The sequence below is a fragment of the Corynebacterium sp. HMSC11E11 genome (assembly GCF_001807025.1).
GTDB classification, from domain to species: domain Bacteria; phylum Actinomycetota; class Actinomycetes; order Mycobacteriales; family Mycobacteriaceae; genus Corynebacterium; species Corynebacterium freneyi.
The window spans coordinates 139,595-155,640 of sequence record NZ_KV787152.1; the positions used below are offsets into that span (position 1 = coordinate 139,595).

Genomic DNA, 16,046 nt, shown 5'->3' on the forward strand with positions numbered 1-16,046 from the left:
GCTGTGCGGCGCGTCATTCTTCGGCGATCAGGCGCCGAAGAACGTCTTCGCGTCGCGGATGGCGTCGGCGAGGGCGTCGACTTCATCCAAGGTGTTGTACAGGTAGAACGATGCGCGTGCGGTGGACTGCACGCCCATGGCCCGGTGCACCGGCCATGCGCAATGATGCCCCACGCGGATGCACACGCCGCGGTCGTCGAGGACCTGGCCCAGATCATGCGGGTGGATGCCGTCGACCTGGAACGAGATCGCCGCACCGCGGTCCTCGGCGGACTCCGGACCGATGATGGTGACGCCGTCGATCGACTTCAGCGCCTCCAACGCGGCGGCCGTCAACTCGTGCTCGTGGGCGGCGACGGCGTCCATGCCGATGTTCGACAGGTACTTCACCGCCGCACCGAGACCGACGACCTGGCTGGTCATCATCGTGCCGGCCTCGAACCGCTGTGGCGGCGCCGCGAAAGTCGTGTCCTCCATGGTCACGACCTCGATCATCGACCCGCCGGTCAAGAACGGCGGCAGCGCCTCGAGCAGCTCGGGACGGCCCCACAGGGCGCCGACCCCGGTGGGGCCGAGCATCTTGTGGCCGGAGAAGGCGAGGAAATCCACGCCGAGCTCCGTGACGTCGATGGGCATGTGCGGCACCGACTGGCACGCGTCGAGCACGGTGAGGGCGCCGACCGCCTTGGCGCGGCGGACGATCTCGGCGACGTCGGCCACCGCACCAGTCACGTTCGACTGGTGGGTGAAGGCCACGACCTTGACGGAGTCGTCGAGCTCGAGGGAATCGAGGTCGATCCGACCGTCCGGCGTCACCCCGTACCACTTCAACGTGGCGCCCGTGCGCCGCGCCAGCTCCTGCCACGGCACGAGGTTCGCGTGGTGCTCCAGCTCCGTGACGACGATGACGTCGCCCTCGCCGACGCGGTGGACGCCCGCGCGCTCGTCGCCAAGCGAAAACGCGACGAGATTCAACGCCTCCGTGGCGTTCTTGGTGAACACCAACTCGTCGTAGCCGGCGCCGATGAACGACGCGATCGCCTCACGCGCATCCTCGTAGGCGTCGGTGGCCTCCTCCGCCAGCTGGTACGCGCCGCGGTGCACGGGCGCGTTGCGCTTGGTGATGAAGTCGACCTCGGCCTCGATGACCTGGCGCGGGCGCTGCGACGTCGCACCGGAATCCAGGTACACCAGACGGCGCCCGTCGCGCACCGTGCGCGACAGGATCGGGAAATCGCCGCGCAGTGACCGATCAAGCATTGACGAACCGCTCGTAGCCGTGCTCCTCCAGCTCGTCGGCCAGCTCCGGGCCACCGGACTGCACGATGCGGCCGTCGGCGAAGACGTGCACGTAGTCCGGACGCACGTAGTTCAGGATGCGCTTGTAGTGGGTGATGATGAGGATGCCGCCGTCGTTTTCGTCCTGGTAGCGGTTGATGCCGTCGGACACCACGCGCAGGGCGTCGACGTCCAGGCCGGAGTCGGTCTCGTCGAGGATGGCGAACTTCGGCTTCAGCAGGTCCAGCTGCAGGATCTCGTGGCGCTTCTTCTCGCCGCCCGAGAAGCCCTCGTTGACGGAGCGCTCCGAGAACGACGGGTCGATCTCCAGGTCCGTCATCGCCTCGCGGACCTCCTTGACCCAGTGACGCAGCTTCGGGGCCTCGCCGCGCACGGCGGTGGCGGCGGTGCGCAGGAAGTTCGACATGGACACGCCGGTGACCTCGGTCGGGTACTGCATGGCCAGGAACAGGCCGGCGCGGGCGCGCTCGTCGACGCTCATCTCCAGGACGTTCTCGCCGTCCAGGAGGATCTCGCCCTCGGTGACCTCGTAGCGCGGGTGGCCCGCGATGGTGTAGCTCAGGGTCGACTTGCCGGAGCCGTTCGGGCCCATGACGGCGTGGGTCTCGCCCGACTTGATGGTCAGGTCCACGCCCTTCAGGATCTGCTTCGGCTCGCCGGCCTCGTCGTTCGGCAGAACCTGCGCGTGGAGATTGCGGATTTCCAGGGTGCTCATTGGATGGGCTGTCCTTTTCGTGTCGTCGTGATCGCTGTTCGCGTTCGTTATTGGTGGCTTCCGGGGAGCCCCCGGCGGCTAGAAACCGCCGATTTCGAGTTCGTGGTCGATGAGCGAGGTCAGTCGCTCGCGGATCGACTCCACCGGAATCAGGTTGATGACCTCGTTGAAGAATCCGCGGACCACGAGGCGGCGCGCCACGTCCTCCGGGATGCCCCGCGACAGCAGGTAGAACAGCTGGTCATCGTCGAAACGGCCCACCGTGGCGGCGTGGCCGGCGCCGGCGATCTCGCCGGTTTCGATCTCCAGGTTGGGCACCGCGTCGGCGCGGGCGCCCTCGGTGAGGAGAAGGTTGCGGTTGAGCTCGTAGGTGTCCGTGCCCGTCGCCTCGGCGCGGATGAGCACGTCGCCCACCCAGGCGGTGCGGGCGTCGGGCTTGCCGGAGCCCGGCTCGCCCTGCAGCGCGCCCTTGTACATGACGTTGGAGCGGCAGTTGGGCACTCCGTGGTCGACGAGCAGACGCTGCTCGAAGTACTGGCCGGCGTCGGCGAAGTAGACGCCCAGCAGCTCGGCGTCGCCGCCCGGGGCGGTGAACTTCACGCGCGGCACGACGCGGACGACGTCGCCGCCGAACGTGGCCACCGAGTGGCGCAGCACGGAATCGCGGCCCAGCGAGGCGTGGTGCCCGGACAGGTGCACGGCGCCCTCGTCCCAGTTCGTCAGGCTGACGACGGCCAGGCGGGCGGCGTCGCCGACGATGAACTCGACGTTGTCGGCGTAGGCGCCGGTGCCCCGGTGATCGAGGATGACCACGGCCTCGGCCTGCTCGCGGACGTCGATGACGATGTGTCCGTAGGCGACGTTGTCCGCGCCCGGGCCGTCGACGGTGACGGTGACCGGGGCGTCGGCGACGACTCCCTTGCCGAAGGTGACGACGGTGGCCTCGTCGAAGGACGAGAAGGCCTGCGCGGCGACTCGGTCGGTGGGCGTGCCGGCCCGGCCGAGGCGCTCGTCGCCGCGGGCCACGGACTCGACGGTGATGCCCTCGGCGTCGGCGCCCTCCACGGTGACGGTCGCGGCGACCGGGTCGCCGGCGGTGCCGTCGTGGAGGCCCTTGAGGCGGCGCAGCGGAGTGAAGCGCCACTCCTCGTCGCGGCCCTTGGGCACGTCGAAGTCGTCGACGTCGAAGGAGGCGAAGACGTCTCCCTTGTTGGCCAGCACCCGGCGCTTGTGCTCGGACTGGCCCTCGTTGGTGATAACGCTGGTCATGTGATTAACCGACCGACCCTTCCATCTGCAGTTCAATGAGGCGGTTGAGCTCGAGGGCGTATTCCATCGGGAGCTCCTTGGCGATGGGCTCGACGAACCCGCGGACGACCATGGCCATGGCCTCCTCTTCCTCGATGCCGCGGCTCATCAGGTAGAAGAGCTGGTCATCGGAGACCTTGGAGACGGTGGCCTCGTGGCCGAGGGTGACGTCGTCCTCGCGGACGTCGACGTACGGGTACGTGTCGGAGCGGGAGATCGTGTCGACGAGCAGGGCGTCGCACTCGACGTTGGAGTGGGAGTGCTTGGCGCCCTTGTTGACCTGCACCAGGCCTCGGTAGGCGGCGCGGCCGCCGCCGCGGGCGACGGACTTGGACACGATGTTCGACGACGTGTGCGGCGCCATGTGCACCATCTTCGCGCCGGTGTCCTGGAACTGGCCCTCGCCGGCCATGGCGACGGACAGCACCTCGCCGCGGGCGTGGGGGCCGGTCATCCACACGGCCGGGTACTTCATGGTGACCTTCGAGCCGATGTTGCCGTCGATCCACTCCATGGTCGCGCCCTCTTCGGCCTTCGCGCGCTTGGTGACCAGGTTGTAGACGTTGTTCGACCAGTTCTGGATGGTCGTGTAGCGGCAGCGGCCGCCCTTCTTCACGATGATCTCGACGACGGCCGAGTGCAGCGAGTCCGACTTGTAGATCGGGGCGGTGCAGCCCTCGACGTAGTGGACGTAGGCGTCCTCGTCGACGATGATCAGCGTGCGCTCGAACTGGCCCATGTTCTCCGTGTTGATGCGGAAGTAGGCCTGCAGCGGGATGTCCACGTGGACGCCCTTGGGCACGTAGATGAACGAACCGCCGGACCACACGGCCGTGTTGAGGGCGGAGAACTTGTTGTCGCCGGCCGGGATGACGGACCCGAAGTACTCGTGGAAGAGCTCCGGGTGCTCCTTCAGCGCGGTGTCGGTGTCCAGGAAGATGACGCCCTGTGCCTCCAGGTCCTCGCGGATCTGGTGGTAGACGACCTCGGACTCGTACTGGGCGGCGACGCCGGCGACGAGGCGCTGCTTCTCGGCCTCGGGGATGCCCAGCTTGTCGTAGGTGTCCTTGATGTCCTGCGGGAGGTCCTCCCACGTCTGCGCCTGCTTTTCGGTGGAGCGGACGAAGTACTTGATGTTGTCGAAGTCGATGGTCGACAGGTCCGCGCCCCACGTGGGCATGGGCTTCTTGTAGAAGATGTCGAGGGCCTTCAGGCGGTTCTCGAGCATCCACTCGTCTTCGTTCTTCTTCGCGGAGATGTCGCGGACGACGGCCTCCGACAGTCCGCGCTCGGCGGCGGCGCCGGCGGCATCGGAGTCGTGCCAACCGTACTGGTAGGCGCCGATCGAGTCGATGATCTCCTCGTCGGTCTGCGGCGTGCGCACCTTCGCGGAATCGTCCTGGGCGAGGGTCATTGTCCGCTCCTTTCTGCTGGTGCGTGAGTTACTGGGGTCAGGGGGATGTTCGTCGTGCAGATCCCGTTTCCGTCGGCGATGGTGGCCAACGGAACGGTGTGCTGCCCCAGCAGGTTACTGACCGCCTCATGTTCGGCGGCGCACAGCTGGGGGAAGTCCTGCGCGACATGGCTGATCGGGCAATGGTGGTGGCAGATCTGCACGCTTCCGGTGGTCTCGTTGACCGTCGCCGCGTAGCCGTGGCGCCGGAAAGCCGTGACGACCGACTCGACGACGTCGTCGAGGTCGGTTGCTCCGCCGACCGGCTCGATGCCGGCGAGGATCTCGTTGACGCGGTGCCGCGCGAACGCGGTGACCGCGGCGTCTCCCCCGGCGTCGCGCAGCGCGTCGAGCGCGGCGGCGGCGAGGGAGTCGTAGGCGTGCCCGAACGTGGCTCGTCCGTCGTCGGTGAGACGGAAGGACTTCGCCGGGCGTCCGCGGCCGCGGGGGCCGGTGGACGGGGCGGGGGCCGTTTCGGCGAGGCCCTCGTCGACGAGGATGTCGAGGTGCCTTCGCACCCCGGCCGCCGAGAGTCCGAGTTCCTCGGCGATGGTTCCCGCCGTGGCCGGATTGTGTTCGAGCAATGCGAGCAGGATCCTGCGGCGCGTGTCCCCGTCGCCGCCCTTGCCGGGCGTTTCGGCGTTGGCCATGCCGCTGGTTCACCTCCCGTGGTTCGCGGGGCCGATGGTGGTTGGTCGCCGGTCCCCTTCATTGGGTCCGCACCCGGTGGCTGCCGGGTATTAGACAACACGAGTGTTCCGTAAATGGTGTGAGATGTCCAACGTCGCGCCGCGGCGTGTCGCGTGCCTGCGGCGATGCCCGAGGCGATCGGCGAAATAACGTTCGACTCGGTCGTTTCGGCGTCGGCGCGAGGTCGTGTCGTCGCGGTGCTCCGCGCCATCCGCGCCGCCGGTTACACTCGATCCGTGTCCGAGACTCAACGACGCGGCGGCGCCGCCCACTGGATCATCGACGCGTTGCCGCGCATCGGCCGCGCCGGTTCGCGGTCGGCGTCGCTGCACCATGGCGTCGAGTCTCCCCTGGCGTTCCGGGTCGATCACCGGGAGTTGCGTCGTTTCACGTGGCTGCGGTGGCTCGGCACGCTCGGCGCCCTTCTCATTCTCGTCGGCGGCGTCGGCGCGGGTGCGACGCCGGTGGTGGGCAACGTGCTCTGGGAGACCCCGATCGGCTCGATGCTGGGCCGGATGCTCATTTCCACGACGATCGTGACGTTCACGGGCATCGGGATGCTCATCACGGCGTGGTTGGGCGTCGGCGCGTTCGTGGCCTCGGGTGCCCGCACGCGGGTGTCGTCGGTGGATACGGGCATGTTGGTGCGCACGTTCGCGGGCTGGGTGCTCCCCCTCATCTTCACCGCGCCGTTGTTCACGCAGGACATTTATTCCTATTTGGCGCAGGGGGCGGTGGTCGATCGGGGCATGGACCCGTATGCGGCCGGTCCGGTCGAGTTGCTCGGCGCGGAGGATCCGCTGGCCCGTTCGGTGCCGTTGATCTGGTCGAATTCGCCGAGCCCCTATGGGCCGACGGCGATGGTGGTCGCGTGGGGCATTTCCGCGCTCACGTCGGATGCGGTGTTGCCGTCGGTGTTCCTGCATCGGGCCGTGGCGGTGGCGTCGCTGTACGTGGTGGCGTGGGCGTTGGTTCGCCTGGCGTTGCGCTGCGGCGTCAGCCCCCAGTTCGCGTTGTGGCTGGGCGTGCTCAATCCGTTGACGCTGCTTCATCTCGTCGGCGGCGTGCACAACGAGGCCCTGCTGCTCGCGTTGTTGCTCGGGGGCATGGAGGTGTGTCTGGTCGCGTTGCACGGCAAGCCGGTGCCCGGTGTTCCGGATGCGGCGGTGGAGCCGGGGTCCCCGGCATTGTCCCGCCGCGGTTGGCTGCTGTTCGCGGGCGGCGTCGCCCTGATCTCGTTGGCGGGCATGGTCAAGGTGACGGGCTTCGTCGCGCTCGGCTTCGTCGGCATGGCCCTGGCGCGCAGGTTCGGCTTTACGACGATGTCCGTCGTGCGCGCAGGGGTCGCGACCGCGGTCATGGCGGGGGCGACGGTCGTGGCGGTGTCGGCGGGGTCGGGGCTCGGTTTCGGGTGGATCACCAGCCAGGGCGGTGCCGCGACGGTGCGGTCGTGGATGTCGTTGTCGACGCTGTTGGGCATCACCGCCGGTTTCGCCGGCCGGGTGCTGGGCATCGGCGACGTGTCCGATGCGGCGCTCGAACTGACGCGGGGCCTGGGCATTCTGCTGGCCGCCGCGTGGCTGCTGCGCATGTTGTGGGCGACGTTCCGCGGCCGCATCCACCCGTTGGGCGGATACGGGTTGTCGATGTTCGCCCTCGTGCTGCTCTTCCCGGTGGTCCACCCCTGGTATCTGCTGTGGGCGCTGGTTCCCCTGTCGGGCTGGGCCAACCGCCCGCAGTTCCGCTGGGCCGTCGTGGCGTACTCCGCGATCTTCAGCCTCACGGTGCTGCCGCGCGGACTCGGTCTGCCGCCCGGCACGGTGCTGCAGATATACCTCGGCTCCATCGCCGCCTTCGTCATCGTGATGGCCCTCATAGTCGAGGTGTCGCGTCGCACGAAGGTGTTCCGGCTGCGCTGACGCCGCCCGTCCCCGGCCATCGGGCGGTCGGGATCCCGGGTGGCCGTCGTCACGCACCCGACCGGGCCCGGGCCACCACCGCTGGCCTAGGATGTCCTGTCGTGACCAGGAACACCGACTCCCCGGCTTTGCGATTGACCGGCGTGACCAAGCGTTTCGGCGACGTGACGGCCGTCGACGGGTTGGATCTCACCCTCGCCCGCGGCCGCGTCCTCGCCCTGCTGGGCCCGAACGGGGCCGGCAAGACCACCACCGTCGAGATGTGCGAGGGCTTCGTGCGCCCCGACGGCGGCGAGGTCCGCGTCCTCGGCCTCGACCCGATGGACGACACCGACGAACTGCGCTCGCGCATCGGCATCATGCTGCAGGGCGGCGGCGCCTACCCCGGCGTCCGCGTCGGCGAGATGCTCGAACTCGTGGCGTCCTACTCGGCAGATCCTCTCGACGTGGATTGGCTCCTGGAGGTCGTCGGGCTGTCCCGCCACCGCCGGACGTCCTACCGCAGGCTGTCCGGGGGGCAGCAGCAGCGACTGTCGCTGGCCTGCGCCCTCGTCGGCCGGCCGGAGCTCGTGTTCCTGGACGAGCCGACGGCCGGCCTGGACGCCCAGTCGCGGTTGGCGGTGTGGGATCTGGTGTCCTCGCTGCGTCGCGACGGCGTCACCGTCGTGCTGACCACCCACCTCATGGACGAGGCCGAGGCGCTGGCCGACGACGTGCTCATCATCGACCGGGGCCGCGCCGTGGCGTCGGGCACCACCGCCGACATCACCGCCGGCACGTCCACGCAGGCCGCGGTGCTGGAAGTCGACCGCGCCATCGACGTCGACTCCCTCGCCCGGCATCTCGGCACCGTCGGCGTCGACGCGGCCGGCGACGTCACCGTCGAAGCCACCGGCCCCAACCGCTACCGCATCACCGGTGCGGCGACCCCGCGCGGCATCGCCGCCATGACGGCCTGGTGCGCCGACCACGACGTCCTCGTCTCCGAGCTGCGCGTGGCGCGACGGAGCCTGGAGGACGTCTTCCTCGACATCACCGGCCGAGAAATGAGGAGCTGACATGGAGCCCACGACCCGTTTCCCGGAGGGCACCTTCGCCCCCGCCCCGAAGCGCGCGCCGATGGGCCGCGTGCTGGCGGCGCAGACGAAGCTGGAATCGACGCTGATCTGGCGCCACGGCGAGCAGATGCTGCTGACCATGATCATCCCGCTGGCGATGCTCATCGGCTTCACCCTCGTTCCGGTCCTCGATCGCGAGGACCCCATCGTCACCGTCTTCCCCATGGTGCTGGCCGTGGCCACGATGTCCGCCGGGTTCACCGGCCAGGCCATCGCCGTCGGCTTCGACCGCCGGTACGGGGCCCTGAAGCGCATCGGCGCCTCGGCGTTGCCGAAGTGGGGCATCATCGCCGGCAAGGCCGGTGCGGTGGCGATCATGGTCACCGCGCAGTTCGTCATCTTCTCCGCCGTGGCCGTGGCGCTGGGCTACCGGGCGCCTGCGGCGGCGTTCCTGCTCGCCTACGTGGTGACCATGGTGGGCACCACCGCCTTCACCGCGATGGGCCTGCTCATGGGCGGTACTCTGGGCGCGGAACTCATCCTCGGCTTGGCCAACCTCATCTGGTTCGTCCTCCTCGGCGCGGCGACGTTCGTGGCCGTGGGCCCCGAGCTCGGCGACGGCGCCCGCGCGGCGTTGACCGTGCTGCCCTCGGTTGCTCTGACGGAGTCGCTCATCGCCGCGTTCGACGGGCGTTTGGCCTGGTACCCGCTGGCCGTCCTGATCCTGTGGGGCGCCGTGTGCGCCGTCGCCGCGACACGCCTGTTCAGGTTCGAGGCGAAGGGGGATTGAGCAGGCCCGGAAGGTAGGCTTGGAAGGCGTGAGCGACGCCGACCGTAATCTTCCCTTGTCCTTCCTGCCTTTGCCGACGATCGCCCAGCAGCGGATCATCGCCCTGCTGGTGGTCATCGCCCAAGCCGGCATCGCGGTCACCGGTTCCGTGGTCCGCGTGACCGGTTCGGGCCTCGGCTGCGATTCGTGGCCGCAGTGCCACCCGGGCAGCTTCACCCCGGTTCCGGGGGCGGCGCCCGCCCTGCACCAGGCGATCGAGTTCGGCAACCGACTTCTGACCTTCGTTCTCGTCGCGCTGACGCTGGCGCTGTTCCTCGCGGTCATTCGCGCCGGCCGGCGCAAGGCGATCGTCGTGTTGGCGTTCCTCAACGGCCTCGGCGTCATCGTTCAGGCGATCATCGGCGGCATTTCGGTGATCGTCGACCTGAAGTGGTACGCCGTCGCGCTGCACTTCCTGCCCTCGATGCTGCTGGTGTGGCTGGCGGGCATGGTCTACGTCAAGGTCCAGGAACCCGACGACGGCCATGAGGTGCGCACCTACGCCAAGCCGCTGCGCATGCTCGCCGCGGGCACCGGCATCGCCCTGGCCGGCACGCTGGTCACCGGCACCATGGTCACCGGTGCGGGTCCGCACGCGGGCGACGCCGACGTGCTGCCGGAGGATCGCCTGCAGCTGCCCATCATCGAGCTGTCGCACGTCCACGCCGGTTTCATGTACCTGTACCTCGGCCTGGCCATCGGCCTGGTCTTCGGGCTCATCGCGCTCAACGCCGAGCCGGCGCTGCGCAAGCTCGGCTGGTGGCTGGTGGGACTCATCGTCGCGCAGGCCGCCGTCGGCATGGTCCAGTACTGGGCCGGGGTGCCCGAGGCCCTCGTGCCGGTCCACGTCGCCGGTTCCGGTGCCCTGACCGCCGTCACCGCCATCGTGTGGCAGTTGGGGTGGCGCCACGCCGGCGGCACCGCCACGGCGACCGGCTCCCCCGCCGGCGACGCCGAGCACAATTCCGCCACCGCGAAGGTGGCCGCCTAGTTTTCGCGGATCGGTAGGCTGGCCGCATGCGCGGAATCCTCATCGAATCCTTCGGCGGCCCCGACCATCTGCTCTTTCGCGAGGACCTCCCCGACCCCGTCCCGGGCGACGGGGAGGTCCTCGTGTCCGTTGATGCGGTCGGCGTCAATTTCACCGACGTGTACCAGCGGGAGGGCATCTATCCCCGGCCCCTGCCGTTTACTCCGGGGGCGGAGGGCGTCGGCCGCATCGTCGCGCTCGGCCCCGGGGTCGCGGATGGTTCCGGTGACGGCGGTTGGCGCGTCGGCGACCGGGTCGCGTGGTGCAACGCCCCGGATTCCTACGCGGAGCTCGTCGCGGTTCCGGTCGACTCCCTCGTCGCGGTGCCCGACGGCATCGACGATGACGTGGCCGCCTCGATTCTCCTGCAGGGCCTGACGGCCCATTTCCTCGTCCACGACGTCGGGCGCTTGTCGGCCGACTACACGGTGCTGCTCACCGCCGGTGCCGGCGGGGTGGGGCTGTTGCTGACCCAGTTGGCCGTCGCCGCAGGTGCGCGCGTGGCCACCATCGTGTCCACCGACGCCAAGGAAGTCCTGTCGCGCGAGGCGGGCGCCGACCTGGTGCTGCGTTACGACGACGACGTGCCGGCTCGAGTCGCCGAATGGACCGGAGGCGTCGGCGTCGACGTGGTCTTCGACGGCGTGGGCCGGGCGACGTTCGACACGTCGCTGCGGTGCGCCCGCGTCCGGGGCCTGGTGGCGCTGTTCGGGGCGGCGTCGGGCGCGGTGCCGCCGATGGATCCGCAGAAGCTCAACGACCACGGCTCCCTCTTCCTCACCCGCCCGCACCTGCGCCACTTCATCCGCGGCCATGCCGAGCTCGCCGCCCGCGCCGACGACGTCATGTCGGCGATCGAGGACGGCACCCTGAGCGTGCGCGTCGGCGACCGTTTCCCGCTTTCCGACGCCGCCGAGGCACACCGTGCGCTCCAGGCGCGGTCCACGACCGGGTCGGTGGTCCTCATCCCGTAGGCGTCGTCACGCAACCGACGCCGCAGACGGGAAAACCCTCCCGCGACCGGAAAGGTCCGGGAGGGTTCGACCGTGCGGGGTCGCTAGAAACCGACCATCTCCGCGACGGTGCGCAGCCCCAGCACCGCATCGACCGACAGACCGACGCACACGAGCGCCAGGTAGTTGTTCGACAGCAGGAACAGCTTCATCGGCTTGATCTCGCCGCCGGCCTTCACCGACTTGTGCAGGGCGACGGCACCCCACGTGAACCACGCGCCGGCCACCACGGACACCACCAGGTACACCCAACCGGCCGCCGGGATGAGCAGGAACGTGGTAGCCACCGTCGCCAGCGTGTAGGCGATGATGCGCACCGTGACGTACAGCGGCGGACGGACCACCGGCATCATCGGCACGCCCGCGGCCTCGTAATCCTCGCGGTACTTCAGGCCCAGCGCCCACGTGTGCGGCGGCGTCCAGAAGAAGATGACCAGGAACAGGACGATCGCCTGCCACCAGTGCAACCAGCCGGTGACCTCCGGAGCGTTGTCCGTGATCACCGCCCAGCCGACCAGCACCGGCATGCACCCGGCGGCGCCGCCCCACACCACGTTCTGATCCGTGCGGCGCTTGAGCCACAGCGTGTAGACGAACACGTAAAACGCGATGGTCAGCAGAATGAACACCGCCGCGAGCAGCGAATCGCACAGCAGCCACAGCCACAGGAAACTCGCCACCGTCAGCACGGAACCGAAGATCATCGCGTTGCGGTTGCTCACCGACTGCCGGGCCAGCGGACGCTTGCGCGTGCGGTTCATGACCTTGTCGATGTCCGAATCCGCGACCATGTTGAACGTGTTCGCGGCCGCGGCGCCCATCCAACCGCCCACCAGCGTGAGAAGGATCAGACCGACGTGAACGTTGCCCCGGTCGGCCTGCAGCATCGCCGGGATCGCGGCGACGAGAAGCAGCTCGATGACGCGCGGCTTGGTCAACGCCACATACGCCTTGACGGTGTCCAGCAAAGGGTTTCCTCTCACATGAGTTGACGCTCCAACTCAAACGGTCGGGCGGAGCGGGCGAAAAGTTCCCGATCCTTCAGCGACGGCACGGAAATGACCGGGACGGGCGCGGGCGCCGACGAACCGGACCCGGCCATGGTAGCGCCTGCCGGATGCCCCGGTGGGCACCGGGGCGGCGTGCCGCCGGGGGAAGTGCGCCACGTCACCCGCGCCGAATGCCGACGCTTCCCCCGCGAGTGGCCCCGGAAACCGCGTTGTTTGCGCCTACAATGGGCGCCGAACTCATTCGCGAGCGAGAACCAGGAGCATTCACAGTGACCCTCTCCCCCGAGCTGCAGGCCCGCGTCGTGCGGAATTACCCCTCGGACTGGACCGACCTGGACACCCGGGCCGTCGACACCGTCCGAGTTCTGGCCGCCGACGCCGTGCAGAATTGCGGGTCCGGCCACCCCGGCACCGCCATGAGCCTCGCCCCGCTGGCGTACTCCCTGTACCAGCGCGTCATGCGCCTCGACCCGAAGGACCCGAAGTGGGTCGGCCGCGACCGCTTCATCCTCTCCTGCGGCCACTCCTCGCTGACGCAGTACATCCAGCTGTACATGGCGGGCTTCGGGCTGGAGCTCGACGACCTCAAGGCCCTGCGCACCTGGGACTCCCTGACTCCGGGCCACCCGGAGTACGGCCACACCGACGGCGTGGAGATCACCACCGGCCCCCTCGGCCAGGGCCTCGCCTCCGCCGTCGGCATGGCGATGGCCGCCCGCCGCGAGCGTGGCCTGTTCGACCCGGACGCCCCCGCCGGCCAGTCGCCGTTCGACCATTACATCTACGTCATCGCCTCCGACGGTGACGTCCAGGAGGGCGTCACCGCCGAGGCGGGGTCCATCGCCGGCACCCAGCAGCTGGGCAACCTCATCGTCTTCTGGGACGACAACGGCATCTCCATCGAAGACGACACCACCATCGCCTTCACCGAAAACGTCGCCGACCGCTACCGCTCCTACGGCTGGCAGGTCATCGAGGTCGACGGCGGCGAGGACGTCGAGGCCATCGAGCGCGCCGTCGAGGAGGCCAAGGCCGACACGCAGCGTCCGACCTTCATCCGCGTGCGCACCGTCATCGCGTACCCGGCCCCCAACGCCATGAACACCGGCGCCTCCCACGGCGCCGCGCTCGGCGACGACGAGGTCGCGCTGATCAAGAAGGAGCTCGGCTTCGATCCGGAGCAGACCTTCGAGGTTTCCGACGAGGTCATCGAGCACACCCGCGCCGTCGCGAAGCGTTCGGGCGACGCCCGCGCCGAGTGGCAGAAGTCGTTCGACGAGTGGGCCGCCGCCAACCCGGAGCGCAAGGCCCTGTTCGACCGTCTCGAGGCCGGCGAGTTGCCCGAGGGCTTCGCCGACGAGGTGCCGTCGTGGGAGCCCGACGCCGCCGGCGTGGCCACCCGCAAGGCCTCCGAAGCCGCGTTGCAGGCGCTGGGCAAGACCCTGCCGGAGCTGTGGGGAGGCTCCGCCGACTTGGCCGGCTCGAACAACACCGTGATCAAGGGCGAGCCGTCGTTCGGCCCGAAGGAGATCACCACCGATACGTGGACGACCCACCCGTACGGCCGCAACCTGCACTTCGGCATCCGCGAGCACGCCATGGGCGCGATCCTCAACGGCATCGCCCTGCACGGCGGCACCCGGCCGTATGGCGGCACGTTCCTCATCTTCTCCGATTACATGCGCCCGGCGGTCCGCCTGGCGGCGCTGATGGACATCTCCCCGCTGTACGTGTGGACGCACGACTCCATCGGTCTGGGCGAGGACGGTCCGACGCACCAGCCGATCGAGCAGCTGGCCACCCTGCGCGCCATGCCGGGCATGACGACCCTTCGTCCGGCCGACGCCAACGAGACCGCCGCCGCGTGGGTCGCCGCGCTCGAGGGTCCGTCCGGCCCGAAGGCGCTGGCCCTGACCCGCCAGAACGTGCCGGTGCTGGAGGGCACGAAGGAGAAGGCCGCCGAAGGCGTGCGCCGCGGCGCTTACGTCCTGGTCGAGGCCGAGGGCGGCGAGCCGGACATCGTCCTGATGGCCACCGGTTCCGAGGTTCAGATCGCCGTCGAGGCCGCCGGCGTGCTGGCCGGCGAGGGCGTCAAGGCCCGCGTCGTGTCGGCTCCCTCGCTGGACTGGTTCGATCGGCAGGACGACGAGTACCGCGAGTCGGTGCTGCCGGCGTCCGTCCGCGCCCGCGTGTCGGTCGAGGCCGGCATCGCGATGCCGTGGCACAAGTACCTCGGCGACGCCGGCCGTGCGGTGTCCATCGAGCACTTCGGTGCCTCGGCTCCGTACCAGCGCCTGTTCGACGAGTTCGGCATCACCACCGAGGCCGTCGTCGCCGCCGCCCGCGAGTCGCTGGCCGCCGCCGAGTAGAGCCGCCGACGCCGCGGAACAATCCCCGGCAGCACGTCCCCGCCGCCCCGGTCGTCCTTCGCGAACCGGGGCGGCGCACGCTTGTCGACGCTAACGTGGGATCCGCATGGGCCGTCGCATTCGGGATCAGCCGGATGCCGATGCGCGCGCCTTACCGAACGCGACAATTGAAGCGAACGAGACAGAAGACCAGCACTCCAGGAAGGGCACCGATGACCAACCCCAATCTCGCCGCACTCGCCACCGCCGGCACGTCGGCCTGGCTCGACGATCTTTCCCGTCAGCGACTCGAGGGAGGAGAGCTGACGGCGCTCGTCGACGAGTACGCCGTGGTGGGCGTGACCACCAACCCGGCCATCTTCTCCTCGGGGATGACCACCGGCGACGCCTACGACGGGCAGCTGCGTGAGCTCGCCGGCTCCGGCGCCGACGCCGCCGAGACCGTCTTCACCATGGCCATCGACGACGTCCGCCGCGCCTGCGACGAGCTCGCCGACGTCTCCGCCCGCACCGGCGGCGCCGACGGGCGGGTGTCCATCGAGGTGGACCCGCGGTACGCCGACGATTACGACGCGACCATCGCCCAGGCCCGCCGCCTGTGGGAGCGCGTGGGCAAGGCCAACGCGATGATCAAGATCCCCGCCACCGACGCGTCCCTGCCGGCGGTGTCGGATGCGTTGGCCGAGGGCATCAGCGTCAACGTCACCCTCATCTTCTCGGTGGAGCGCTACCGCCAGGTCGTCGACGCGTTCATCGCCGGCATCGAGCGCGCCCGCGACAACGGCCTCGACCTGTCCACCATCCACTCGGTGGCGTCCTTCTTCGTCTCGCGCGTCGACACCGAGGTCGACAAGCGCCTGGAGGCCATCGGCGGCGACGCGCTGGAGCTGCGCGGCAAGGCCGGCGTGGCCAACGCGCGGCTGGCCTACACCGAGTTCGAGCGCGCCTTCGCGGCCGACGCCGAGCGTTGGGCCCCGCTGGCCGAGGCCGGCGCCCACGTCCAGCGTCCCCTGTGGGCGTCGACCGGCGTGAAGAACCCGGAGTACCCCGACACCCTGTACGTCACCGAGCTGGCCGGCCCGCACACCGTCAACACCATGCCGGAGAAGACCCTGCGCGCCACCGCCGACGCCGACCTCGACGGCATCTCCGACACCCTGACCGGTCGCGGCGAGCAGGCGCGCGAGACCATGGCCGCCATCGCCGCCGCCGGAGTCGACCTCGACGACGTTTTCGCCGTCCTCGAGCGCGAGGGCGTGGAGAAGTTCGTCGATTCGTGGCAGGAGCTGCTCGACTCCATCGACGGCCGTCTGCGCGAGATCCGCGGCTAGCCCATCCTCCCCTCTTTTCCGA

General features: G+C 69.5%; 13 protein-coding genes. 7 read left to right on the top strand and 6 right to left on the bottom strand.

Going from position 1 to position 16,046, the window contains the following annotated elements:
• Positions 1-27: 27 nt before the first annotated feature.
• From HMPREF3121_RS08770 to HMPREF3121_RS08790, 5 genes are all read right to left on the bottom strand, one after another.
• Positions 28-1,260 carry a cysteine desulfurase gene (locus HMPREF3121_RS08770; RefSeq protein WP_070522322.1) on the bottom strand — a complete coding sequence of 411 codons (1,233 nt, stop codon included), beginning with the start codon at positions 1,258-1,260 and terminating at the stop codon, positions 28-30.
• Positions 1,253-2,014: a Fe-S cluster assembly ATPase SufC gene (gene sufC / locus HMPREF3121_RS08775; protein WP_070522325.1), complete on the bottom strand. Its 762-nt coding sequence runs from the start codon at positions 2,012-2,014 to the stop codon at positions 1,253-1,255. The genes HMPREF3121_RS08770 and sufC overlap by 8 nt, the downstream gene beginning before the upstream one ends.
• A gap of 78 nt (positions 2,015-2,092) precedes the next feature.
• Positions 2,093-3,283 carry a Fe-S cluster assembly protein SufD gene (gene sufD / locus HMPREF3121_RS08780; RefSeq protein ID WP_070522328.1) on the bottom strand — a complete coding sequence of 397 codons (1,191 nt, stop codon included), beginning with the start codon at positions 3,281-3,283 and terminating at the stop codon, positions 2,093-2,095.
• Positions 3,284-3,287: 4 nt separating this feature from the next.
• On the bottom strand, positions 3,288-4,736 hold the full coding sequence (sufB, locus tag HMPREF3121_RS08785; RefSeq protein WP_070522331.1) for a Fe-S cluster assembly protein SufB: 1,449 nt from the start codon (positions 4,734-4,736) through the stop codon (positions 3,288-3,290).
• Positions 4,733-5,425: a helix-turn-helix transcriptional regulator gene (locus HMPREF3121_RS08790; RefSeq protein ID WP_070522335.1), complete on the bottom strand. Its 693-nt coding sequence runs from the start codon at positions 5,423-5,425 to the stop codon at positions 4,733-4,735. The genes sufB and HMPREF3121_RS08790 overlap by 4 nt, the downstream gene beginning before the upstream one ends.
• Before the next feature lie 276 nt (positions 5,426-5,701).
• Between HMPREF3121_RS08790 and mptB the strand changes: the two genes are divergently transcribed.
• The 5 genes from mptB (at position 5,702) to HMPREF3121_RS08815 (ending at position 11,275) form a co-directional block, all read left to right on the top strand.
• Positions 5,702-7,384 carry a polyprenol phosphomannose-dependent alpha 1,6 mannosyltransferase MptB gene (mptB, locus tag HMPREF3121_RS08795; RefSeq protein WP_070522456.1) on the top strand — a complete coding sequence of 561 codons (1,683 nt, stop codon included), beginning with the start codon at positions 5,702-5,704 and terminating at the stop codon, positions 7,382-7,384.
• Between the two features lie 101 nt (positions 7,385-7,485).
• Positions 7,486-8,442 (top strand): ABC transporter ATP-binding protein, encoded by a 957-nt coding sequence (locus tag HMPREF3121_RS08800; protein ID WP_070522338.1) that lies wholly within the window; start codon positions 7,486-7,488, stop codon positions 8,440-8,442.
• 1 nt (position 8,443) lies between these two features.
• The gene (locus HMPREF3121_RS08805) at positions 8,444-9,232 is read left to right on the top strand and encodes an ABC transporter permease (RefSeq protein ID WP_070522341.1); all 789 of its coding nucleotides are present in this window, start codon (positions 8,444-8,446) and stop codon (positions 9,230-9,232) included.
• A gap of 28 nt (positions 9,233-9,260) precedes the next feature.
• Entirely contained in the window at positions 9,261-10,262 is a 1,002-nt protein-coding gene (locus HMPREF3121_RS08810; protein ID WP_070522458.1) for a COX15/CtaA family protein, read from the top strand.
• A 26-nt stretch (positions 10,263-10,288) separates the two neighbouring features.
• Positions 10,289-11,275, top strand: a complete 987-nt coding sequence (locus HMPREF3121_RS08815; RefSeq protein ID WP_070522344.1) for a quinone oxidoreductase family protein — start codon at positions 10,289-10,291, stop codon at positions 11,273-11,275.
• Between the two features lie 83 nt (positions 11,276-11,358).
• Here HMPREF3121_RS08815 and HMPREF3121_RS08820 read toward each other — a convergent pair whose 3' ends face one another.
• Positions 11,359-12,297 carry a heme o synthase gene (locus tag HMPREF3121_RS08820; protein WP_256388241.1) on the bottom strand — a complete coding sequence of 313 codons (939 nt, stop codon included), beginning with the start codon at positions 12,295-12,297 and terminating at the stop codon, positions 11,359-11,361.
• 296 nt (positions 12,298-12,593) lie between these two features.
• Here HMPREF3121_RS08820 and tkt point away from each other — a divergent pair, with 296 nt between their 5' ends.
• Both tkt and tal read left to right on the top strand, forming a co-directional pair.
• On the top strand, positions 12,594-14,693 hold the full coding sequence (gene tkt, locus HMPREF3121_RS08825; protein ID WP_070522347.1) for a transketolase: 2,100 nt from the start codon (positions 12,594-12,596) through the stop codon (positions 14,691-14,693).
• Between the two features lie 212 nt (positions 14,694-14,905).
• Positions 14,906-16,024 (top strand): transaldolase, encoded by a 1,119-nt coding sequence (tal, locus tag HMPREF3121_RS08830; RefSeq protein ID WP_070522350.1) that lies wholly within the window; start codon positions 14,906-14,908, stop codon positions 16,022-16,024.
• Positions 16,025-16,046: the final 22 nt, after the last annotated feature.

Excerpts from the sequence above, each read along its gene's own strand:
- HMPREF3121_RS08770 (WP_070522322.1), bottom strand. The coding sequence starts at position 1,260 with ATGCTTGATCGGTCACTGCGCGGCGATTTCCCGATCCTGTCGCGCACG.
- sufC (WP_070522325.1), bottom strand. The coding sequence starts at position 2,014 with ATGAGCACCCTGGAAATCCGCAATCTCCACGCGCAGGTTCTGCCGAAC.
- sufD (WP_070522328.1), bottom strand. The coding sequence starts at position 3,283 with ATGACCAGCGTTATCACCAACGAGGGCCAGTCCGAGCACAAGCGCCGG.
- sufB (WP_070522331.1), bottom strand. The coding sequence starts at position 4,736 with ATGACCCTCGCCCAGGACGATTCCGCGAAGGTGCGCACGCCGCAGACC.
- HMPREF3121_RS08790 (WP_070522335.1), bottom strand. The coding sequence starts at position 5,425 with ATGGCCAACGCCGAAACGCCCGGCAAGGGCGGCGACGGGGACACGCGC.
- HMPREF3121_RS08805 (WP_070522341.1), top strand. The coding sequence starts at position 8,444 with ATGGAGCCCACGACCCGTTTCCCGGAGGGCACCTTCGCCCCCGCCCCG.
- HMPREF3121_RS08815 (WP_070522344.1), top strand. The coding sequence starts at position 10,289 with ATGCGCGGAATCCTCATCGAATCCTTCGGCGGCCCCGACCATCTGCTC.
- tal (WP_070522350.1), top strand. The coding sequence starts at position 14,906 with ATGACCAACCCCAATCTCGCCGCACTCGCCACCGCCGGCACGTCGGCC.